This window comes from Lactobacillus sp. C449L (genome assembly GCF_059900815.1).
Map to the genome: position 1 here is coordinate 440,472 of NZ_JBWXGA010000002.1, position 22,608 is coordinate 463,079.

The following is a 22,608-nucleotide window of genomic DNA, read 5'->3' on the forward strand; positions in this document are numbered from 1 at the left end:
TACTCCTTTTGGAGCTGAGGTTATTATGAAACTGACGTAATTAAACTAATATGTTTAGGAGTTGAAAATATTCAAAATCGATGGCATTTTATAAGGCTACTGGTTTTAAATGTTATGTAAAAGAAAACCCGTGTAATAGTCATGTTGGGCAATGTTAATGAGATTCGCAATTAAGAAGAAAGAGTAAAAACTTCTATAAAAAATAAAAAATCATTTCAGACATACAAGTTTGAAATGATTTTTACTTTTTTGCTAAGCCTACCGCAAGTTAGTAGAAAACTAACCTAAAAGCAGGTGCTTTTTGTATCAAAGCTGTCTTAATAATCAACTGTTTAATTTGTTTTTCTCACGTTTTCTAATAATCCGTCCTGCACTGACAGCTAGTGCTGATATTACCAAGCCAAGAGTGGCAGTCAATAAGCGACTACGCTCATTTGAGCCTGTCTGCGGCAGTTTTTGGCGTTGATCAGAATCTTTTGGAATATTATTAGTAGTTTTCTTAGGCACTGGAGTTTTTACAGTTTGTTTGACTGGGTTTCTATGTTTGCCAGTATGCGTGGTTGGTGTATGTTTCTCCGGAGTTGAGCCATTTTGAACGTATATATAGGTAACTTCTTGACGAGCAGTAGTGAAGAAACCGGTGGCATTGATAGGCATGCTTTTTAAAGTATAGCCAGCAAAGTTTTTAGAAGAAGAAGTATAGCCATCACCGACCTTACCACTTAAAATAATGTCAGGTGCAAGTGAATTGCCGCTTTCATCTTGATAATGAACAATGACTTCAGCAGTTTTGCCAGGTGTTACCGGATTATCTGGCGAATTCTTTTTATAAATATAGTAAACATCGGTTACTGTATTGTCTGCAAAATTTCCATTAGCATTATCTGGCACTTTGGTTAGAGTATATCCGGGAATATTTTTGGCTTCTGTTGTATACGCATCATTAATTCCGCCTTTTATAATAACATCAGGGGCAAGAACAATGCCATTTTCATCTTGGTAGTGAGCGATAACCAAGGCTGCATACCTAACATAGGTATCATAATCAGTCTCTGGATTATACTTCTCCATCAGTTTCTCAGAAGTCCATCTGTGATTTTTATCAGCTTCAGGCAGTTCAATTGTGCCCGTACCAACTTTAACCCAGATTCCAGGAGTGTTAAGACCGGTATTTGGCATGCGGTTAGTTTTGCCTAATTTTAATTGATCCAAGCTCGACAAATCACTTAGCATATGATCAACTTTATATGGATCCGTAATATTCATTACAAAATTGCTGATATCAAGCGTTTTTAACCCTGAACATGAGGCAAACATGTAGCTCATGTCAATTACTTTTTCCGTGTTAAAGTTGCTGACGTTTAATTTTTCCAGCTTAGGGCAGTACTCAAACATTTGCGACATATCGGTTACTTTTTCCGTGTGGAAGTTGCTAACATCAATATTCTGTAAATTTAAACAACATGCAAACATTCCCATCATACTGGTTACTTTTTCCGTGTGGAAGTTGCTAACATTTAAATCGGTTACGCTTTTGCACCACGTGAACATTGCCTGCATACCAGTCACGTTGCTAGTGTCAAAATTACTAACATCTATGGTGGCCACGTTATAACATAAACTGAACATACAAATCATGCTTTCGACACTGGAAGTATCAAAGTTACTGACATCCAGGACAGGCACATTATTACAGCCGTAAAACATATGATTCATATTTTTAACTTTAGCGGTTTTGAATCGACTGACATCTAAGTGTGTTAATCTCTGGCAAAGATCGAACATACTACTCATGTCAGTAACGTTATTAGTAACAAAATTGCTAACATTTAAAATTGTGAGACTTCGACAAGATTTAAACATTTCGGACATATCGGTTACTTTTTCCGTGTTAAAATTGGTAACATCTAATGTGGCCAATGTTTGGCAACCGTCAAACATGCGCTTCATATTATTTACATTAGTGGTATTGAGATTCTCAATACCGATAATTTCTTCTAATTCAGTTAAGGAACCGAATAGGCCACAAGCTGAGCCATTAATCTTTAATGGCCCTTGAATAATAATTTTTTTAGGTCTGATTTTGTTTAAATTATCATAATATATATTTTCAATAGGAGTTGGATTCGTTACTTCACCTGCGGGTATGGTTAGTGTAGCAGTATTTCTATCATATTGAAGAACCAACGACTCCCACGTAAGAGGTGGGGTCGTTGCCTTAGTGAGTTGATTATCAATGGTATCTTTAGAACCGTCATTAGCAGAATCAATTTTGGGATTTGATTCTAATTGACTAGAGCTATTCTCAGATGAATTATTCTGATTTTCTTCATTGTTTGTTAAATTAGGTTGCGTTTCAAGCTGTTCAGATGAACTATCTGTCAGCTCATTGCTTGCTACTCCTCCTGCTTCTAATGTGACTTTTGGTTTCAACCGAACAGGTTTAGTGGTTGAAACTTTTTTTTGTTTGGCTTTCGCAGTCACTAAATGATTAGCGGCCAAGTGGTCAGCTTTAACTACTTGAGAATTACTTCCTAAAATTCCAAGCGTAGTTGCTAAACCTCCTAATAATAGTCTATTTCCATTTTTTCTCATAGCATAAATATTTCCTTAGTTTTTTAAATTAATATAAACAAACATAATTCAGTGATTAATTTAAACATACTCTTACTCGGCTTAACAAGTAACTCTGTTAATGTTTGATAAATATATATATAGTAAAAGTGATGCACTTGAGAAAGAAATTCAATTCTCAAGATCAAAGGTATTATGCAAGCCTAAAATGAAAATCATTAAACAAGTTATTACACTATTCAAATAAGAAAAATTGTTATTTTAAATGGTGAAAATTACCAAATAGTTTAAATATTATTTAAGTAGTTTAAGCTTACTGTATGCTCACGTTCAGATCGCATATTAGTCATAAAATTAACTTTAGTAATAAAAGAGAGCTTATGTGACATGTGGAGGTGCGCTATGAGTTTTTGGATAATGGCTTTGTCTTTTACTATTGGAATTGCCATGATAGTTATAGCTTTTAAACGAGACTTTTCAAAAACAAAAAAAGTTTCACTTTTAAAGGCATCATTAATAGTCTTAGGCACTGTATTAGTTCTATTTGCAGTTTTTACAGCTACTCCTTTTGGAGCTGAGGTTATTATGAAGCTGACGTAGGTCACAAAAAACGTGTAAATAAAAAAGAGACGTATTTGAGTCTCTTTTTTTGCTTGTGAATATGATTTTTCCGAACAACTAATATCACTTCTTGGTTAAAGTGACTGCAGATTTTATCATTTACGAAAAGTTATTTAATTTTAGGCAGCTTTCGCAATGCATCAGCTGAAATTGAAGCACCAGAAATAGCATCAATTGCAACGGATTTTAGGCTGTTTTTCTCTTTTAGCCGGTTTTCAATCCCCGCTGTGAAAGCCTTTTGCCTCAGCACTATATTGTGTCATAGTTATTACCTCCTAATATTATCTGCTTGTACTTTCTATCCCATTATCCATTCGGACAGCTCCACCATTAATATGATTAGCTTGTTCAGAAGCTAGGGAATACGGCTACGTCAGCAGTATCTGCAATCACTGCGTAGCGCTTACAAATTGAATTATAAATGATTTCTATCTATAATAAAAATAAAATAGCTTTATATTAAATTAGGAAAAAAATTATGGATATCAACAAACTTAGAATTTTTGTGAATGTAGTTGAAACGCAAAATTTCACCCGAACGGCTCAGAACTTAAATCTAACTCAGCCGAGCGTTAGCTATATTATTAAAGCTATTGAAGATGAAATTGGACAACAATTATTTATTCGCAATAAAAGAAATGTAGTTCCAACCCAAAAAGGCATGATTTTTTATAATCAAATTAAGCCTATGATTAATAAGTATTATGTTGCTTTGCAAAGCATACAAGATGATGAAAAGGGAAAAGCAAGTGTCATTAATATTGGCTGCATGGTAACTCCCTATAACATAGAAGCCCTGCCTAAATGGATAAAGAAATTTAATTTAAAATATCCTAAAGTAACTTTTAATGTGACAATTTTGGATCATAATAAGCTAAAGCAGTACTTGGAAAGTGAAAATATCGATGTGTTCTTAACTAGTAAGGGGGATGCCAAAGACCTTAAAAATACTAAGTTTTATCCGTTAACTAAAGGAAACTTTTTTGCTATCGTGCCTAATAATAATCCGCTTGCCAGCAAAACAGAATTGGAACTTGATGATTTTTCCAACCAAAATATGATATTTGTTGATAACAATTGGACAGGGATTGAAATGATTGACTTGCAAAACAAGTTGATTAATGCAAATACTAATATGCATGTTACTTATACTAACAACAGAATGAGTGCATCCATTTTGGCTGGCGCCTTGCAAGGTATTACAATGGGACTGAACTTTGTCTACAAAGAACATAGTGAAGGGGTAGTGCACATTCCTCTAAAGGCAGACTTTGGTGTAACTTATGGTGCAGTTATTAAAAAAGGCAACAATAGACAAATAGTTAAAAAGTTCATTCAGTCTATTCAGGAAGACTTACAAAAAAGTTAATGAGATAACGATTGATATCAAGTAGAAAAGGACATTGCTTTTATATAAGCTGATACTTTTCAATAAAAAACCCTTCGGATTAACAAATAATCTGAAGGGTTTTTTATTTGGATTACATAGAACAGCTTTTTATGATTTGTTAGCTTTATCTAATGAGTCCTTAACAGCTTCTTTTATAGCCCGACTTGTTTGTGATGCACCAGACACAGCATCTACCTCGTAAGTATTTTGTTCAACTATCTTTTCAGGTAGTTCTTTAACTGCCTTTTGACCGTAGTCATCACTTTCAGACTGCTTTAAAATTTCAACTTGTTTAATTTTGCCTTGATCGTCTAAGGTAGTCCGAACGACCACGCCATCACCCATGCCTTTGGAGCTGAATCCCAGATACTGATTTTTGCCAGTTTCATAATGGCTTTCGCCTTCATCACTTGTAGGATTGAAACTATCATTAATGTCTGCAGCAAATATATTTTCAATTGCTTTTGGTAAATCATCTTTCTTGACAGCAGCATTTTCTCCAGCAATTTTACCGGAAATTAGGCAGTCAGCGATATTTCCGCCTCCTGTGTATTTATTGACAAATGGGGATCCTAACTCGCCTGCTTCATATAAGTGTGGAATCGGTTTATTGTTTGGATCAAGAACCTGCGCATGACCGTCACGTCGTCCACCACCTTGGGTGTTAAGGATGTTTTGCCGTAAGGCAATAGCGTAGTAAGGCCCTTCTTTACTGAATTCACGCAGTGTTTTCGGATCACGGTGATACGCGTAATCTTTGCCTTGTTGAGCCATGAAGTTAAATTCATCAATAGTGTTGGTAAGAACTTCTGGTTTTTTATCAATAGCTTCTGCTAAATCAACAATAGTATTGCATTTGATGACATGGTCTAAGTAATGTGGCACTTTCCAGCCACCCTCAGGTTCATTAGCTAGTTCGTCATATTTTCTTTGGTCAAAGATCATGTAAGGATGATTTTGGTTTAGAGGAACGACCCAGTCACCGTGATTATAAATGTGTCCGTGACGGTTTCGTTGAGATTCGTCAAAGTAGCGTGTACCATCATCGCCGACAACAATTGAGCTGCCCTTATAGATTTCGGCCCAGAAAGCATATCCTCTATTGGTGTAAGTAGAACGAACGCCTTCTTTTTGCCGCAGTGATAGGCCATGGAATTGACCAAGAGATTCAAATGAACGCATATTCCATAATTGTGCATTGACTTCTTCTAGCAACTTGATGCCATCACCCTTATTGTAAAGTGAGCCAATTGGAGATAAATATGGTGACTGAAGGAAAATCTGAATCATTTCTTTATTATTTTCAAAGCCACCGGTGGATAAAACAATACCGTTGTTTGCTTTAATATTACGCAAAACATGGTCACGCTCAATCTGGACACCGAGTACAACTTTGGAAGAACCATCCTGAATTAAGTGTTTTGCTGGGCTACTGTACCAGACATCAATTTTATCTAACCGATCTAAAACTTTTTGGCGTAATAGTTTCCATAGTGCCGAGTCACCAGTTCCTTCATGGACTAGATAATGGTCATAGGAATCGGCTCCAGGCAATTCTGGATATTCAGTTACATGAAGGGGTGAAGGGTTTTTGGCAATTAGTTCTTTTCTACTTACTGGCTTAACACCTAAGTACTTTTCAAAATATTCCCCCATATTTGCCATGCCTTTAATTAAATTTTCAAAAGGTTCTTTATCAGGCTTAAGTGGGGCAGCTAGGCCTTCATGATATTTTTTTAAAGCATCATAATCGGTTCCTGCGCCAACTAATTGTCCAGCATAACGAGTATTACCACCCTCATGCCCTTCTGGAGCGCTATCAACTAGAAGAACCTTTGCTCCTTTATCAGCAGCAAATCTTGCAGCCGTTGCGCCAGCACCACCAAAACCAATAACAACAACATCGTAAACGGCATCCCATTGAAATTTTTGTTCTTTTGACATCTTTATATCTCCTTTAAATTATGTTTTTTGATTGTTTATGAATAAAAATTATTATTTTTTCCGTTCCTACTTACCACATGCCAATTACTTTAGTCCATAATAGACCGCCGCCTAACCAGATGATGTTTAGCACCACACCAATAATTGCGCTTAAAGTCCACCAATCTTTATTTGAAACATAGCCAGTGGAAGAAAGCATAGCGGCTGGCCCCGCAGAATAACTTGAGGTGGATAAAAATAATGATCCGTCAAAGCCTAACATTATTGCAGCTAATACTGGCGGCACTCCGGCTCCAACAGCGACTGATAAAAAGCCGGCATATAGTGCTGAAATTTCTGTTAACACGCTTGGGAACAAATAGTGAAGGTAGAAATAAGCTAGGTATAAAATTACTAATACCAAAATCCAATTCATTCCATGAAGTGTATTGCCCAAAGCTTTTGAAAACCAAGGGAAAAAGCCCAGCGTCATCAACTTTTGGGACATTAACATGATGATTGAAAGCCAGGTTAAAATGTTCCAGGCAAAACTTTGATTGAGAATGTCTTTAACGTTAATTACTCCACAAATTAATAAAACTGCAACAGCAATGAAACTAACCTGAGTTGCATCAATGCCAATACTAGGTCCTATTAACCACAGAGCAACTCCAAGAATAAAATCAAAGCACATGATTTTTTCAGCAGGAGTCATTTTGCCTAGTTCTTTTAACTTTCCGTCTGCCCAAGCGTGAGCATTTGGTGTTTTCTTAATCTTTGGTGGATAAATTTTGTACAAGATAAACGGAATAAAAAGTAAAGAAATTACTCCAGGTACAACTGCTGCAGCAAACCATTGCATCCAAGAAAATGAAATATTTTGGGTCTGGGCAATTCCAAGAGCAACTAAATTACCAGGCAAGCCAGTCAAAAATATGGTTGAAGTTACAATATTGGTTTCATATTCGTTGAAGACTAAATAAGACCCGATATCCCGTTCAGTTCCTTTTTTAGGGTCTGACCCCATCTCTTTTGACAGGTTATCAATTATTGGATACATAATGCCGTTAACACGAGCGTTATTACTCGGCATGCCGATAGCTAAGACTGTTTCTACCAAAGATAGGGCGTAGGCCAAACCTAGGGTTCTTTTACCGAAAGTTTTTACAAAAAGATAGGCGATCCTTTTTCCCAATCCTGATTTGATAAGCCCGGTAGCCAAGAACATGCACATTACAACCATCCATGGTGTAGGATTACCAAAGCCCGCAGTTACTTCGGTCATCTTGAGAGTGCCAGTAAGCGTAGATATAACTACCGCTATAATTGTTGTTGCCATCATTGGCAAAGGCTTGGTTACGCAAGCAATAATTGTGGCAATAAAAATTGCAAATAAATGCCAAGCTTGGACATTTATTTCAGCTGGCCTAACTGGGGATAAAAGCCACACGATAATACCAACTGACATTGGTAAAATCCACTTTTTCCATTGAAATTTATCTAACATTTCTTCTCCTTAAAAACTTCTTTTACCTCAATTAATATTTATGATCATATTTTTGTTAACTTTAGCGCTTACAAAAAATTATAAATGACATTTATTTATAATAGAAATAAAATATTTTTATGATTAATAAAAAGAAATAATCGTTAAAATCAAGTGAGCAAAATTTTAGATAATTTTTTGCCGAAATAGGTTTTATTAAAAGTGTTAGTATAATAAAATTGCATAGACTTTAAAGCTTAAGCCCAAACTATTTAAAAGACTTTAGAGGTAGTTCTACCATGCTTAATTTGCAGAATGTAAAGTTGATATGCATGAGTCTAAGGAGAAACTATGAATAAAAAGCAGAATATTGCCTGGTTCAAAAATGCTAAGTATGGCATGATGATTCATTGGGGTTTGTATTCGCTACTTGCTGGTGAGTATGAAGGAAAAGCAGCGGGCGAATACGCTGAATGGATTCAATCCCGATTACAAATCCCAATTGCTGAATATCGAAAATTAGCGGTGGCATTTAATCCCATCTTTTTTGACGCCGATAAGATTGTGTCATTTGCTAAGGGCTGTGGTATGAAATATCTTGTGGTTACTACTAAACACCATGACGGCTTTGCAATGTATCACTCTCATGTCGATCCATATAATGTGTACGATGCTACACCTTTTCACCGCGACGTAATTGGTGAACTTGCTCAGGCATGCCAAAAAGCAGGACTAAAGTTTGGTCTGTACTATTCGCAAGATTTAGATTGGCACGAACCTAATGGTGGCGGCTACCTTTCAAACGATATTGATTCTGCAGGAACCACTTGGGATAACAGTTGGGATTTTCCGCAGAAAGATAAGAATTTCAATCAGTGCTTTACCGATAAGATTATGCCGCAGATTAAAGAAATTATGAGCAATTATGGTGAAATTGCAACTGCGTGGTTCGATGTTCCGATGACTTTGAGCGAAGAGCAAAGCCAGGAAATTTATGATACGGTCAAAGAGCTGCAGCCAGAATGCCTAATTAACTCACGTCTTGGCAATGGCAAATATGACTACGTTTCGCTTGGCGATAACGAAATTCCAAGTGAAAAAGAAACGTCACAGAAAAATGTTGATTATAATGCTGTTAACGGCTTTAAGCCCTCACCGTATGGCCTATATGAAACAGCGGGAACAATTAATGATTCGTGGGGTTTCTCTTACCGTGACCAAAACTGGAAGTCTTCTGAAACCATTTATCAGTACCAAAACCATTTAAATCGTCTTGGAATTAATTACCTTTTGAACGTAGGGCTTGACGGTCTTGGAAGGATCCCGCTGCCAGCTCAGCAAAATATCAAGGCAGCTGCAAAATTGGCCCAAGGTTAAATAATCAACGGTTTTATGACTAGAACAGCGATTTCGAAAAAAAGATAATAGCTAAAATGACAAATAGCCCAACCACTTACGACATTTTGTAAGCCGAGTTTAATAAAGAAAAAACCTGTAGCATTTACGCGAATGCTGCAGGTTTTTTAATTAAATTATGCTTGTTTAGAAGCACCGGAACTGGCATCGGCAGTTTTTTTGGTTTCATCAGGAACGAGCTTTTGCCCAGTTTCCTCCAAATACCGGTTAATTATTGGCAAGAGGTCGACAATCCATTCGGTAACACCGGCGTAATCGCCATTTTTGTCACGCATATCTTTAAAAGAAGCGACCATATATACATCATCACTGGGGCGAATCAGCCTATAGGTTTTGCCAGTCTTGGCGTAATCCATTATTTGCTGAACGTGCGGCATAGAGGACGATTTGTGAACTTCCGTTAGTGTTTGTCCAAGTTTTTCAGGCCAGCGTGGTGAGAGGAGCTTTTCCTTAGGAATTTCGTTGTTGCAGTATACATAGCGATTATCTTTATCAATTGTAATAAGTTCAAGCGGTAGGCAATTGAGTACTGCATCGATTTGATCTACAGTCATCAGTCCTTGATCTAATTCAACATAGTCTGATCCCTTAGCTGCATTGACTTTCTTAGAAGTTTCAGTAACCCAAGTGCTAGTAGCTTCTTCTGTATGTTTAACCATTTTTTGTCTCCTTAATTGCTTTCATAAAATGTTTACACAAATAGTATATTTTGTTTATACTTATAAGTGAAATTAATATCAGTTATTGATAATAGAAATCACTTATAAAGGAAAGACTATGGATATTAAAAAACTGGTAACGTTTATTAATTTAGTCGAAACCCAGAACTATACAAGAACTGCTGAAGCTATGCATGTTACTCAACCAACAGTGACTCATGATATTAATGCCATTGAAAATGAGGTTGGAGTTAAACTGTTTAATCGCAATAAACGATCTGTCAGTGTTACACGAAATGGCTGGGCTTTTTATCAAAAAATCAGGCCATTGATTAATAATTATTATTCTGCTGTTCAAGATATAAAGAAAGAAAACTTGGAAGAAAGTTCGCAGATAACCCTAGGCTTTTCATACTCAATTTTTAATGACTTGTATATTCCTATTTGGATAAAACAATTTCAAAAAAAGCATCCCCAAGTTAAGTTTGTAGTAGAAGATTTAAACCATAATGAACTAAAACAACGTTTAATATCAAATGAATTGGATGTAATGATTACTACTAGTAGAGAAGCTGAGGATTTATCGGATATAAAAAAATATTTGATTGAGACTGAGCCTTTTAAGGCAATTATGCCAAAAAGTAATCCTTTAAGTAGGCGCCCAATGCTAAAATTAGAAGATTTTCAGGGTGAAAAAATGCTGTTCCTAGATGGTAACTGGGCTTCAGTTGATCAAATTAATTTACAAAATAAAATTATTCGTTTAAACGACCAAGTTAATGTTACGTATGCTGGAGATTTACCTGCACTTAATATTTTAATCAAAAGTGAACAGGGGATTGCTGTAGGATTATATTGTATCTACGCTAATCTGACTGAGGGCTTAACTTATGTTCCGCTAGACTGGGATCCAACGGTAGATTTAATCGTAATTACTCAGAAAAATAATGATAAAAGAATTGTTCATCAATTTATTAAATTTATTCAGGAATTTAAACTGGATATGAAAAATAATATTAAGTAAGACTGAACTAGAAAATTTAAATTTGTCTCTACAATTTAAATGCAGAGCCGTTTTATGAAGATAAAATTGTAGGCCGCTTTGACAAAAAGGCGTTTGGCTCGTTGGGTTTAACTTACAACTGGTATGGAAATTATTTAAAAATCAGACAATGGTATGAATTCCAAAATTAGGATAAATTAAATAATTATACTAAGGACATAATTCTCGACATTTTGAAGGAATTAGTCCTTTTATTATGGTTTAGATTTTTGACATTTCACGCAAAATTTCTGAGCTAGCAAATTCTGCTATACAAAAAAGTGGATAAATATACTAAAGTGACCGTTTTTAAACCCCTAAAAAGCAAAAAAATAATTTTTCTCTTGACATAGACGTCCATAAATGTTTATATATAACTGTAAGCGATTACAGATCATTGCAATGAATAGAAAACTTATTGAAAAAACGAAAGGCGGTTAACAATGTTAAATTTATCAGATAAGGAATTAGCGGCAACAATCCAACATACTAATGTTAATCCTGAGCTTACTCCGGAAGACATAAAAAAACTATGTGATGACTGCAAGCACTTTGGTTTTAATGGTGTTATGATTCAACCACAGTGGGTAAAACTGGCTAGAAAAGAATTAGAGGGAACCGATATTCAGGTTGCTACCTGCATGAGTTTCCCAATGGGTGCTCAAAAAACTGAGGTAAAAGTCTTTGAAGCAGAAAAATGTTTTGAAGATGGTGCCGATCAGCTAGACTGGATGCCCAATGTTGGCTTCCTAAAAGCTGGTATGTATGACGAATACCAAAAAGAAGTTGCAGCGGTTGTTGATGCTGCTAAAGGCAAAGTAGTAAAGATTATGCTTGAATTTGGCATGCTGACACGTGATGAAAAAGTCAAAGCTGCCGAATTATCAAGAGATGCTGGTGCGACTTACCTCAAGAACTCAAGCGGTTGGGGCAAGGGTGGTCATGCAACCATTGATGATATTCAATTATTAAAGCGGATTGCAAAAGACAAATGCTTAGTGAAAGCTTCTGGAGGAATCAGAAATCGTCAGCAGGCTCTGTCTTTACTTGAAGCAGGAGCATCACTCTTAGGCACAAGTGCCGGTCCGCAAATTATTACTGGTGAGGAAAGAGAAAATAATTCTATAGCAGATTAGCTAATTTATCTACACTGCTTTTAGGGCTAATAGTATAATGCTTTATAATGAAAATAAAGATTGTACTATAATTTAATCGTTTGAAAAAGGAATGTATCCCTATGAGCAATATAACAATAGATAATAATTCTCCAATTTCTATTTACCAGCAAATTGCAGACCAAATAAAGGCAGACATTAGCAAAAAGACTCTAAATCCAGGTGACAAAATTCCATCCGAAAAATGGTTTGTTGACACTCTAGGCGTGGCCAGAGGAACAGTGCGAAAAGCGATTTCGCTATTAGTTGAAGAAGGAACTTTGGAAAAAGTCCAAGGAAAAGGGACATTTGTAACAAAACCAAAGATTTCCTACCCTTTTGCTCAAGAATTAGTTTCATATGCTGAAACGATGAAAGCAAAGAACACCAACTTTACGACGCAAGTCATAGAACAAAAGGTAGTCAAACCTTCTGTGGAAATTCAAGAAAAGTTGAAACTAAAAAGCAGGCAAGAAGTATTGTATTTAGTTCGTTTAAGAAGCATGGAAGATATTCCAGCCATATTGACTTTTAACTGGATTTCTCTTGATCGCTGCCCAGGTTTAGAAACGGTTGATTTCAATCAAGTAGCCTTATTTGACGCAATTGAAAAAAACGTAGGAATAAAAATTAAATATGGTGTCAGAAATTTTTCAGCACGAAATCTTAACCGAAAACAAGCAAAAATAATGGAATTAGCTCAAAACGATGCTGTTTTGGAATTAAATCAAGTTACTTTTGCTTCGGATGATGAACCGATAGAATGCTCTGATGCTTTGCTTAGAACTGATCAGTATAAAGTCACTTCTATCTTATACAGATAAGGGAAAACATGATGAGGATATTAGTTACAACGCACGGAAATATGGCAAAGGGAATTTGCAGCAGTTATGAGATGCTAGCAGGTTCAAATGATAAAATTGATTACTTAACGCTAGCTCCAGATGATACTGGGCAGTTTAAGCAAAAACTTGCTCAAAAAATCGAGCAAGAACAAGATGATTTGCTAATCCTTTGTGATATTAAAGGAGGTTCTCCTTATAATGAGTGTTTTGCAAAGTACTTAGAAAATCCTCGAAAAATTAGAGTTGTGTCAGGCCTTAATCTGCCAATGCTACTCGAAGTAGGCTTATCTCTGCTTAGTGAACCAAGCTTAGATCAAATCACGGATTTAGCTGAAAAATCTGGAAGAAAAGGAGTTTGTGTAGCTGAAGACTCAGCAAGTTCCGATCAAGATATTGAATTTTAGCTAGAGGAAGGTGTTTCTCTATGGCAATAACATTAGCTAGAGTAGATGACCGAGTGATTCACGGACAGACTACTACGAGATGGTCTAAGGAAAGACCAATAGATGGGTTTTTGGTTGTGGGTGATAAAATCATTCACGATAAACTAAGAACAAAAGTTTTAAAGGCAGCTGCGGGAGACTTAAAGGTCGGTATATTCAGTGATGATAAAGGACCGGAAATAATTAAGAAAGGGATGGAATCGCAGAAGAGTTTCTTCTTAATTTCAAATTCACCGCAGACATTTGCTAAACTCCTTAAAATGGGAGCAGATTGGGGCAAAGAACTAAATGTTGGCCCAATGAATACGCGTGAGGGCTCAATTGTTGTTGAACGCACGCTAGCCCTTGATGATAAGGACTACGAAGCGTTTGAGTATATGTACAATCAGGGTATAAATATTTATTTTCAACTAATTCCTGATGAAAAACGAAAAACATGGCCCGAAGTTAAAAAGCACTATAACGAGTTGAAAGCCAAGGAGGCATAAGATGAATGGAGCTCTTTTTTGGCAAGCTGCACTAGTAGGAATCCTTGGATACCTCGGTGCGGTGGATAGCATTGTTATGGGCGGTGTGGCCTATGGCTTTTACATTTTAGGTCGACCGCTTGTTGCCGGTTTTATGTGTGGATTGATCTTTGGTGATGTTAAGGCTGGTGTACTATGTGGCCTGGCAGTTCAGGCCGTCTTCATTGCCACAATGCATACGGGCGGTACTTCAAGTACTGAAATCACTTATGCATCGTATGGTGGCATCGGTCTTGCGATGGCTACAACTAAAGACCCGGCAATTGCAGTTACGTTGTCAATTTTTATTGGTCAAACGTTTGGTCTAATTTTTTACAATTTAAGAATGGCGGGGTTTTCATACTTTAACCACCGGGCAGATCATGATATAGACCGGTTTGATAAGCATGCATTGATTATGGATCAGGTTGTCTGGCCACAAATTATTACCTTTTTAGTACGTGCAGTGCCTATTTGGGCCGCTATCTACTTTGGTCGGGGTGCTGTAGAAGCCCTGCTAAAGGTTATTCCGACAGAAATAACTAGCATTATCACTGTCTTGGGTGGATTGCTTCCTGCCCTAGGTATTGCAATGCTGATGAATATGCTAATTAAAAACAAATTGCAGCTGATTTACTTCTTATTTGGTTTCGCAATGGTGGTTTTTGCGAAAATGAGCACTATTGGGTTAGTATTCATTGCCGTATTGATTGCCTACCTTGTATACCAGATTTCCGCTAAAAGCAATAGTAACAAGAATGGCGATTCTCCAGCAGAAGAAGCTGTTCAAAATGATGATGAATATCAAGATGCAGACTTATTCTAAGGAGGTACAAAATGGCTAGTAATGAAGAAATCGCAAAACAAAAAAGTAAGACTTCTAAGCCAGAGCGTTTAACTAAAAAAGAATTGCGTTCAATCTTTTTGAGATACATGTTTCTGCCTGAATCTGCTATGAGCTATGAGAAAATGCACGGTGCGGCTTGGGCAGTTTCCTATATGCCATTAGGAAACAAGTACTATAAAAATGACAATGACGCTTATAAGCGGCTGCTTAAACGGCACTCACCTTTTTACAACACCGAGCCACAAACTGGACAGTTAGTGAATGGTATTGTTGCGTCACTAGAAGAACAAATTGGTATGGGTAACACTAATATTAGTGAGGAAATGCCAGTTGATGTCAAAGCTTCACTGATGGGACCTTTAGCCGGTATTGGCGATTCGTTGGTGCAGGGAATACTGATTCCGACACTTTTATCGATTGCTATGGGTCTTTCAAAGGGTGGGAATCCATTAGGACCGCTGTTTTATATCTTTAGTTATGCAATTATTACTACTATTGTTGAAATTGTTTGTTTTAAAGGTGGCTATCGATTAGGCGTATCGGCAGTAGATAAAATAGTTGGTGAGAGTGCCAAGCGCTTAACCAATATGTTCACGGTTTTGGGCACAATCGTTATCGGCGGTTTGGCTGCATCCACGATTGCTCTGAAAACGACCGTCAAGATTCCATTTGGTTCGCAAACTAAGCCGCTCGAAACAATTATCGATGGTTTCTTTCCTGGATTGTTACCATTAATTGCAGTACTGTTTACATTTTGGTTGATTTCATCTAAAAGGATGAGTGCAAACAAAGTAATTTTAATTTTGACAGTTGTTGCAACGATTGGTGTACTGATTAAGTTCTTGTAAATTTTATCAAAAGGTAATACCCATAAATTTAATATAGTAAGTAATTAATAAGGTGCTTTCTGACAGTTAGAAAAACTAACTATCAGGAAGCATTTTTTCGTTTATTGAAAAATAATTTTGCGTTTCAAGACAACAGGCTCTTGTAAAACTCATCAATTGTACTAGACTCTAGAACTCTGTTAAAAGTTTCTTCATTTGAAAGAAAGTCCATGAGATTTTCATAAATATCTCTAAATTCATCTTTATATTGCTTTGAAATTGAAATTATAAAGACCATATTTACAATTTTATTATCCCAGTCAATTCCATTTTTTGATAAAACTACTGCAACCATAGTCTTTATAGAGGTGTAACTCATAGGGTGAATAATTGCAATTTTATTGAAAGCAGTGGAACCCATCGCTTCGCGTTGCATAATTTCTGGGTAAAAAGATGAATTAACGATATTTTGAGATTCCATCTCTTTGCAGACCCTTTTGGTCACCTCTGCCTGAGAAGTTTTATTATCAATATTCCAAAAAAGTTCATCAGTAAAAAAAGGTAGTGATTTTTGTTTGAATGCTTCCTTTTTCATACGTAACGAGGTTTCATCAATTATACTTTGAATTTTTGACTTTTGCTTATTTAGTTCGAAAGGATTCAGTTGAATATATTTGCTACTGATTTGTTCCTTTTCGTTTGGAAACATAATCAAAAAGATAATGTCGTAAGCATCATTGCTATTTTTACTGTCTATTTTATCGGTTTCTTTTACAATAGCTATGTCTTTAGTGAAATTTCGACGAAAAAAATCATGAACTTGTTCCTTAATATTTAAATATCTTGGAACTATAAGTTCGGCCTTCAGTTTTTGTGGTGCTTGTTTTTGGCGTTCAATTTCTGCACCAATGTGAAGAGCAATAAACGATATTTCATCTTCGGAAATTTTAAAATGCCAAATTTCATTAATCTGAAATGCGACATAGGTAGCAATATCATAAATTAAAGGAAAGTTATTACTAATGTCAGTTTTAACTGGATTATGGATTACAAGATTATGCTTAAGCCGATAAAGCAGATTATAGGTGTGAATAGAGAAAGGCTGAACAAATTTATCAGAACTAAGATCAACGAGATACATATTTTCAACTTTCTCAATAATTTTCTCTATGTTTTTCATAAACGACTTATCAAAATATTTTTGATTAGAAATTTCAGAATATAGATTTGCGTTTGACTTAAATAGAACATCTATTTCTTGAATTTCTGACGGGGTAATGTCAGCTGAAAATGTTTCCTTAATTGATTTAGCTAAATCAATGGTATATTTTCCTAAAGTATTGTCACTTTCTGAAACCTGCTGCGTAATTGTTTTACCAATTGATAATCTGGAGACTAGGATTAGTAAATGAAGTAGTAAGTTGTTATAAGAAAATTCGTTTAATTGAAGCCTATACTTTTTAATGATTTTGTCTGTCATTGATTGTAATTCAGAAGATATTTTCTTGCCAAATGACTTTTCTAAATAATTACTATTTAATAAATTTCCTGTACTTTCTCTGTAAATTAAATAACTGAATAATTGTCGTTTATTACTTTCTTTTCCGGATAGTGATAGTTGATCATGAGACGAAATAATTCTAATTTTCCATTGGCTTAACCGCTTATTAATGTAATTGATTGTTCGTTTTAAAGTTGCATAAGAAATGTAAAGTTCATTAGCTAGACTAAAGGAGTCTAAAAAATTATTTCGAAGTAATTTTTGAACGATGTAAGTAAACCTTTCTTCATTATTTTGTGGAATATGACTGCCAACTTCTTGCTTGATTCGAAGCAACTCAGTAGCTGCAAGTTTGTCAATAATATAATAGCCATTGCTGTTTGCTGAAATTATATTATTATCGCTTAATCCGTTAATTTCATGAACGTAGTTTCTAATTGTTCTTGCAGATACATGCAATTGTCCGGCTAACTTTTTGCCAACGACTGAACTTTCAGATTTCAAAAGAATTTTAATCAATTCACTCAATTTATCCTGCACGGTTAGCCTCCTTTAATAATCTATATACGTAACTTAAAATTAATTTTCATCTGGGAAGATAAAAAATTCAACTCGCATTTTTCTTAAGTATAGGAAACCATTTACTTCCCCCTCATAGGAAAACGTTAAGAGGAAGTATCATTGAAAAGTTGTGATAATAAAGTTGTTTTTAGAGTAATCGAGAAAAGCTTAGGAGGTTCGAGATGTCTGAAGCAAAAAGAATTTTATTAGTCTGTGGGATGGGTATGTCCAGTGGCTTTTTAGCAACCAGTGCAAGAAAAGCCGCAAAGAAACTAGGCGAAAACTATCAAATAGAAGCACGAAGTGAAACCGAAGTTTCTTCGTTTTTACCGTCAATTGACGGATTACTTATTGGGCCCCACTATTCACAAAAGCTAGAGTCATTTCAAAAACAGGCTCAGCCTTATCATGTTCCTGTTGAGATTATTCCGGAAAGTATTTATGGAATGATTGATGGCAAGGGCCTAGTCAAATTTATACAAAACAACTTATTTAAAGAATAGGAGGCATAAATTATGAATAATGTTATTGACTGGTTATCGAATAAAGCTGCTCCAACAATGAAAAAGTTTGTTAGCAGACCTTGGGTGGCAACTATTGCAGATTCGATGCAAAAAGTTATCCCGTTTATTTTAGCGGGATCACTAATCTTTCTTTACAATGTTTTTCGTTCGTATATACCAGCTCTCCCTGATTTATCTAATTTATCTAATTTTACCTTTGGAATGTTGGGAATTTTAGTCTCATACTTGATTGCTAGTGAAGCAATGGATAACTTGAAACACCCACAATATTCACAAATGGCGGGATTAACTGCTATAGTAGCATTTTTGATTTCAATTGATCCAAAAGTCAATTCTAAAGGTGTTTTTATGGCAGAGTTTAGTCGCTTTGGTGCAACTGGCCTACTGGTGGGAATGTTAACGGGCTTAATCGTTGCTATAATTTTTCACCTTTGGAGTAAATTACACCTTCTAGAAGGCTCAAGTGTTCCAGACTTCGTTGTTGGCTGGATTAATACAATTATTCCGATTTTAATTAATGTCTCTTTGTTCAGTGCCATCGTCTTTGTTGCTAAACTTGATCCATTCAAGTTGATTGACCTAATTTTTAGTCCGTTACAAAATTTTGGCCAAACGCTTCCTGGATTCATACTGCTAAGTTTAATTCCAACATTTTTATATACATTAGGAATTTCATCTTGGTCTTTTAATGCAGTGTCAACACCAATTTTCATGGCGGGAATAACTGCTAATATTGCTGCAGTTGCTGCTGGTAAGCCTGCAATGAATATTTCCACTAGTGAGGTAATGTTTACTACCGCTTTAATTACTATGGGCGGCATGGGAGCAACCTTAACATTAAATGTATTAATGTTGTTTGCAAAATCAACAAGACTTAAGGCAATAGGCAGAATCTGCATAGTTCCGTCAATTTTTAATATTAATGAACCTATTATGTTTTCCGCACCGGTTGTTATGACTCCGATTTTAATGATTCCAACATGGATTAATGCAATTACTGGTCCACTAATTGTCTGGATAGTAATGCGACTCCATTGGTTAAATATTCCATCTAAAATGATACAAATTGGTCAAATACCTGCTCCTTTTTCATCGGTTATGATTACTCAAGACTTAAGGGCTGTTCTTTGGTATGTTGTCCTGTTTATCGTTTATATACTGACTTGGTATCCTTTCTTTAGAGTTTATGATCGTCAGCTAGTAAATGAAGAAAAAAGTCAAGAAAGGTAGATGAAATATGGAAGAAAAAAATAAATCAGATGAATTAATATCAGCGGCAATGAAAATTATCATGTCCGCGGGGAATGCTAGAAATTTAGCCGATGAAGCTTTTGAATATGCTAAAAAACTCGATTTTAAGAATGCTAAGGCAAAAATGGAGACAGCAAATAAGGAATTAATACAGGCGCATAATGCGCAGACCAATATTATTCAAAGCGAAGCAAGGGGAGAAAAGTATGATTATTCTCCACTTTTTGCTCATGCTCAAGACACACTGATGACTATTTCTAGTGAGATAAATAGTGATAAAAAAATGGTAGATTTACTGAAAATTATTTTTTCAAGAAAGGAAAACTTGTAATGCTAAAAACTTTTCCAGATTCATTTATGTTCGGTGGTGCAATAGCTGCTAATCAGGCTGAAGGTGCTTACGATAAAAATGGTAAGGGATTAAGTACTGCTGATATTCAACCCTACTTGCCGGGTGTACCGAAGACTGACTTGCACTTTAATAACATGGATTCAAAAACGTTAAATGAGTACATAAATGGAGATTTTTATTATCCTAAACGTACCGGCGTTCACTTTTATGAGCGTTACCGTGAATATATAGATGCATTGGCAAAAATGCATTGCCAAACTCTTAGGTTATCAATAGCATGGACGCGAATTTTTCCTAATGGGGATGAAAATGAGCCTAATGAAAAGGGGCTAGAGTTTTATGATAATCTGTTTAACTATATGCATCAAAAGGGTGTTGAACCTATCGTAACAATTAATCATTATGAATTGCCACTGAATTTAGTTCAAAAGTATGGCGGTTGGTATAATCGTAAGCTCATAAAACTTTTTGTTGATTATAGTAAAGTAATACTAAATAGATATCATAAACAAGTAAAATATTGGATTGTTATTAATCAAATTAATCTAATTCATTTTGAAGCATTTGCATCTCTTGGAATTTTGAGTGATAAAGTTGAAAACTATCAGCAGGCTAAATATCAAGCCATTCATCACGAATTTGTTGCTTCAGCAATGGTAACGGAATACGCACATCAGATGTATCCAAACTTAAAAATGGGCGTAATGCTGGCGGATTCAATTACGGATGCAATGACTGCATCTCCTGAAGATACCTTGCTAACCTTCCAAAAAAATCGACTACAATACTATTTTGGCGATGTTCCAATTCGTGGTGAATATCCAAAATTCATTTTTAATTACTTTGAAGAAAACAATATTAAGCTTGATATTAAAGAGGACGATTTGAAAATAATTAAGAACAACACGTCTGATTTCTTATGCATAAGTTATTATTATTCAAATGTTACAGATGCTTCTAAGGATACTATGGATCCAGAAAAAGTTGAGAAGAATCCTTATACTAAGGCAAATGAATGGGGCTGGGGTATTAATCCAACTAACTTATATGTACGTATCTCAGCATACTGGGATCGTTACCACTTGCCAATGATGATTGGCGAAAATGGTTTTGGCTATAATGATGTTTTAACTGATGACAAGAAAATTCATGATACTTACCGAATTGACTATACAGCCAAACATTTGAAAGCATTATTAAAGGCTATTGAAGATGGTGCAGATGTTTTTGCGTATTGCTCATGGGCACCATTTGACATTATTAGTGCTGGAACAGCAGAAATGACTAAGCGCTACGGCTTCATATTTGTTGATTATGACGATTACGGCAAGGGCTCCGGCGAATTAATTTCGAAAGACTCATTTTACTGGTATCAAAAGGTAATTGATACACGTGGATCAGTTTTATTCGACCAGTAATCATGGTTTAGTTAGTAAAAAGGCATCTTCTTGCAGGGATGCCTTTTTACTATGCCTTCAGCTAACGAACTTTCTGATTGCTTTGAAATCTGAGTGTTTACAAGGAATAGCTACATTTTGTTTTGACGAAATCAATGACTGCTTGAAATGAACCAAAATTGACGACCTTACTTACTTCAGCTATCTTTTTTTCCGTATGCAGAGTGAGAACAATATTTTTAAGGTTACTCGGTTCAGACTGCTTTGGTAAGAAAAAGCCAGCCACTGTTTTGATAAATATACCGTCATTTAGTGTATTGATTAAAATGCTATTCTTTCGTATTGAACGCCTTACGTAAAACAGGATCTTGCTTAAATGTTTAGTTATTATCTGCATCTTTGCTTTGACAACTTTGTCAAAGTAAAGTGATTGCCCAAAAGTTGTGGCAGTGATTTAATGATTAATATGGTTAAATGGAGGATGTGTGATGAAAGTACTAGTTATTGGCGCACATGGTCAAATTGGCCAACATCTTGTTCAAATCTTACAAAAAAAAGATGATTGCCAAGTGATTGCCGGTTTGCGTTCAGCAAAACAACAAGAAGAATATCAAAAACAAAGTATTGCAACTGCTTTTGTTGATCTGACTAAACCACAGTCAGAGCTCGAGAAAGTAATGCAAGATATTGACGTGGTAGTATTTTCCGCTGGTTCTGGTGGCAAAACAGGTGCGGATGCAACAATGATGATTGACCTTGATGGTGCAGTAAAAGCAATTAATGCTGCCCAAAAAGCAAAAGTCAATCGATTCATTATGGTTAGCTCAATAAAGGCAAATGATCGTAGTTTCTGGTCAGATCATGTTCCGCCTAGAATGCCTGAAAATTATTATTATGCTGCGAAATACTATGCTGATCAGTGGCTTTTGCGGAGCTCGCTGGACTATACAATTATTCGTCCAGCTAGATTACTCAACGAGCCTGCTACTGGAAAAGTGCAACTAGCTGAACAGCTTACGCAGTCAATAGATATTTTGACAATTACGCGGACAGATGTAGCGCAAGTAATTGCTGATATTATCCAAAACTCCCAGTTACATCGTCGCGAATTTGATTTGGCTAATGGTAACGAACCAATTAAACGGGCAATTCAGCAGTTTGAATAAATAGTTATTCATAAGAAGAGCATGGTTTTGAAAAAACTATGCTCTTTTTTATGTCTACACTTGATTAAAAAATGCTTTAAATATTAAAAGTAAAGTATATAATTAAATATGACTTTTATGACT

General features: G+C 35.6%; 20 protein-coding genes. 15 read left to right on the top strand and 5 right to left on the bottom strand.

Annotated features, from left to right (window positions below):
* Positions 1-324: 324 nt before the first annotated feature.
* Positions 325-2,595: a BspA family leucine-rich repeat surface protein gene (locus AC2JF9_RS05440; RefSeq protein WP_500725776.1), complete on the bottom strand. Its 2,271-nt coding sequence runs from the start codon at positions 2,593-2,595 to the stop codon at positions 325-327.
* 381 nt (positions 2,596-2,976) lie between these two features.
* On the opposite strand from AC2JF9_RS05440, the gene AC2JF9_RS05445 reads away from it, so the two are divergent.
* Together AC2JF9_RS05445 and AC2JF9_RS05450 are read left to right on the top strand one after the other, a co-directional pair.
* Entirely contained in the window at positions 2,977-3,174 is a 198-nt protein-coding gene (locus AC2JF9_RS05445) for a hypothetical protein (RefSeq protein ID WP_500725777.1), read from the top strand.
* Between the two features lie 499 nt (positions 3,175-3,673).
* Positions 3,674-4,564, top strand: coding sequence for a LysR family transcriptional regulator (locus AC2JF9_RS05450; RefSeq protein WP_500725778.1), 891 nt, complete (start codon positions 3,674-3,676; stop codon positions 4,562-4,564).
* A gap of 129 nt (positions 4,565-4,693) precedes the next feature.
* Here the strand turns inward: AC2JF9_RS05450 and AC2JF9_RS05455 are convergent, their stop codons facing one another.
* The gene (locus tag AC2JF9_RS05455; RefSeq protein ID WP_500725779.1) at positions 4,694-6,529 is read right to left on the bottom strand and encodes an FAD-dependent oxidoreductase; all 1,836 of its coding nucleotides are present in this window, start codon (positions 6,527-6,529) and stop codon (positions 4,694-4,696) included.
* 70 nt (positions 6,530-6,599) lie between these two features.
* Positions 6,600-8,015 (bottom strand): DASS family sodium-coupled anion symporter, encoded by a 1,416-nt coding sequence (locus tag AC2JF9_RS05460; protein WP_500725780.1) that lies wholly within the window; start codon positions 8,013-8,015, stop codon positions 6,600-6,602.
* Positions 8,016-8,345: 330 nt separating this feature from the next.
* On the opposite strand from AC2JF9_RS05460, the gene AC2JF9_RS05465 reads away from it, so the two are divergent.
* Positions 8,346-9,371, top strand: a complete 1,026-nt coding sequence (locus tag AC2JF9_RS05465) for an alpha-L-fucosidase (protein WP_500725781.1) — start codon at positions 8,346-8,348, stop codon at positions 9,369-9,371.
* Between the two features lie 155 nt (positions 9,372-9,526).
* On the opposite strand, the gene AC2JF9_RS05470 is transcribed toward AC2JF9_RS05465, so the two are convergent.
* Entirely contained in the window at positions 9,527-10,069 is a 543-nt protein-coding gene (locus tag AC2JF9_RS05470; protein ID WP_500725782.1) for a PAS domain-containing protein, read from the bottom strand.
* Positions 10,070-10,187: 118 nt separating this feature from the next.
* On the opposite strand from AC2JF9_RS05470, the gene AC2JF9_RS05475 reads away from it, so the two are divergent.
* The 7 genes from AC2JF9_RS05475 (at position 10,188) to AC2JF9_RS05505 (ending at position 15,754) form a co-directional block, all read left to right on the top strand.
* Positions 10,188-11,093 (top strand): LysR family transcriptional regulator, encoded by a 906-nt coding sequence (locus AC2JF9_RS05475; RefSeq protein ID WP_500725783.1) that lies wholly within the window; start codon positions 10,188-10,190, stop codon positions 11,091-11,093.
* A gap of 461 nt (positions 11,094-11,554) precedes the next feature.
* Positions 11,555-12,247 (top strand): deoxyribose-phosphate aldolase, encoded by a 693-nt coding sequence (gene deoC / locus AC2JF9_RS05480; protein ID WP_500725784.1) that lies wholly within the window; start codon positions 11,555-11,557, stop codon positions 12,245-12,247.
* 101 nt (positions 12,248-12,348) lie between these two features.
* Positions 12,349-13,089 (top strand): GntR family transcriptional regulator, encoded by a 741-nt coding sequence (locus tag AC2JF9_RS05485; protein ID WP_500725785.1) that lies wholly within the window; start codon positions 12,349-12,351, stop codon positions 13,087-13,089.
* Between the two features lie 8 nt (positions 13,090-13,097).
* The gene (locus AC2JF9_RS05490; protein WP_500725786.1) at positions 13,098-13,514 is read left to right on the top strand and encodes a PTS sugar transporter subunit IIA; all 417 of its coding nucleotides are present in this window, start codon (positions 13,098-13,100) and stop codon (positions 13,512-13,514) included.
* 20 nt (positions 13,515-13,534) lie between these two features.
* A complete protein-coding gene (locus AC2JF9_RS05495; protein ID WP_500725787.1) occupies positions 13,535-14,041 on the top strand; it encodes a PTS sugar transporter subunit IIB in 507 nt (168 codons plus the stop codon).
* A 1-nt stretch (position 14,042) separates the two neighbouring features.
* Positions 14,043-14,885 (top strand): PTS mannose/fructose/sorbose/N-acetylgalactosamine transporter subunit IIC, encoded by an 843-nt coding sequence (locus tag AC2JF9_RS05500; RefSeq protein WP_500725788.1) that lies wholly within the window; start codon positions 14,043-14,045, stop codon positions 14,883-14,885.
* Positions 14,886-14,896: 11 nt separating this feature from the next.
* On the top strand, positions 14,897-15,754 hold the full coding sequence (locus AC2JF9_RS05505) for a PTS system mannose/fructose/sorbose family transporter subunit IID (RefSeq protein WP_500725789.1): 858 nt from the start codon (positions 14,897-14,899) through the stop codon (positions 15,752-15,754).
* Positions 15,755-15,878: 124 nt separating this feature from the next.
* Here AC2JF9_RS05505 and AC2JF9_RS05510 read toward each other — a convergent pair whose 3' ends face one another.
* Complete coding sequence (locus AC2JF9_RS05510) at positions 15,879-17,774, bottom strand: BglG family transcription antiterminator (protein ID WP_500725790.1); 1,896 nt, start codon at positions 17,772-17,774, stop codon at positions 15,879-15,881.
* A gap of 203 nt (positions 17,775-17,977) precedes the next feature.
* On the opposite strand from AC2JF9_RS05510, the gene AC2JF9_RS05515 reads away from it, so the two are divergent.
* From AC2JF9_RS05515 to AC2JF9_RS05535, 5 genes are all read left to right on the top strand, one after another.
* The gene (locus tag AC2JF9_RS05515) at positions 17,978-18,298 is read left to right on the top strand and encodes a PTS sugar transporter subunit IIB (protein WP_500725791.1); all 321 of its coding nucleotides are present in this window, start codon (positions 17,978-17,980) and stop codon (positions 18,296-18,298) included.
* A gap of 12 nt (positions 18,299-18,310) precedes the next feature.
* Positions 18,311-19,549: a PTS sugar transporter subunit IIC gene (locus tag AC2JF9_RS05520; RefSeq protein ID WP_500725792.1), complete on the top strand. Its 1,239-nt coding sequence runs from the start codon at positions 18,311-18,313 to the stop codon at positions 19,547-19,549.
* 7 nt (positions 19,550-19,556) lie between these two features.
* The gene (locus tag AC2JF9_RS05525) at positions 19,557-19,901 is read left to right on the top strand and encodes a PTS sugar transporter subunit IIA (RefSeq protein WP_500725793.1); all 345 of its coding nucleotides are present in this window, start codon (positions 19,557-19,559) and stop codon (positions 19,899-19,901) included.
* On the top strand, positions 19,901-21,340 hold the full coding sequence (locus AC2JF9_RS05530) for a glycoside hydrolase family 1 protein (protein WP_500725794.1): 1,440 nt from the start codon (positions 19,901-19,903) through the stop codon (positions 21,338-21,340). Before AC2JF9_RS05525 ends, AC2JF9_RS05530 begins: the two co-directional genes overlap by 1 nt.
* A gap of 467 nt (positions 21,341-21,807) precedes the next feature.
* Positions 21,808-22,485 carry an SDR family oxidoreductase gene (locus AC2JF9_RS05535; RefSeq protein WP_500725795.1) on the top strand — a complete coding sequence of 226 codons (678 nt, stop codon included), beginning with the start codon at positions 21,808-21,810 and terminating at the stop codon, positions 22,483-22,485.
* The last annotated feature ends 123 nt before the right edge of the window (positions 22,486-22,608 follow it).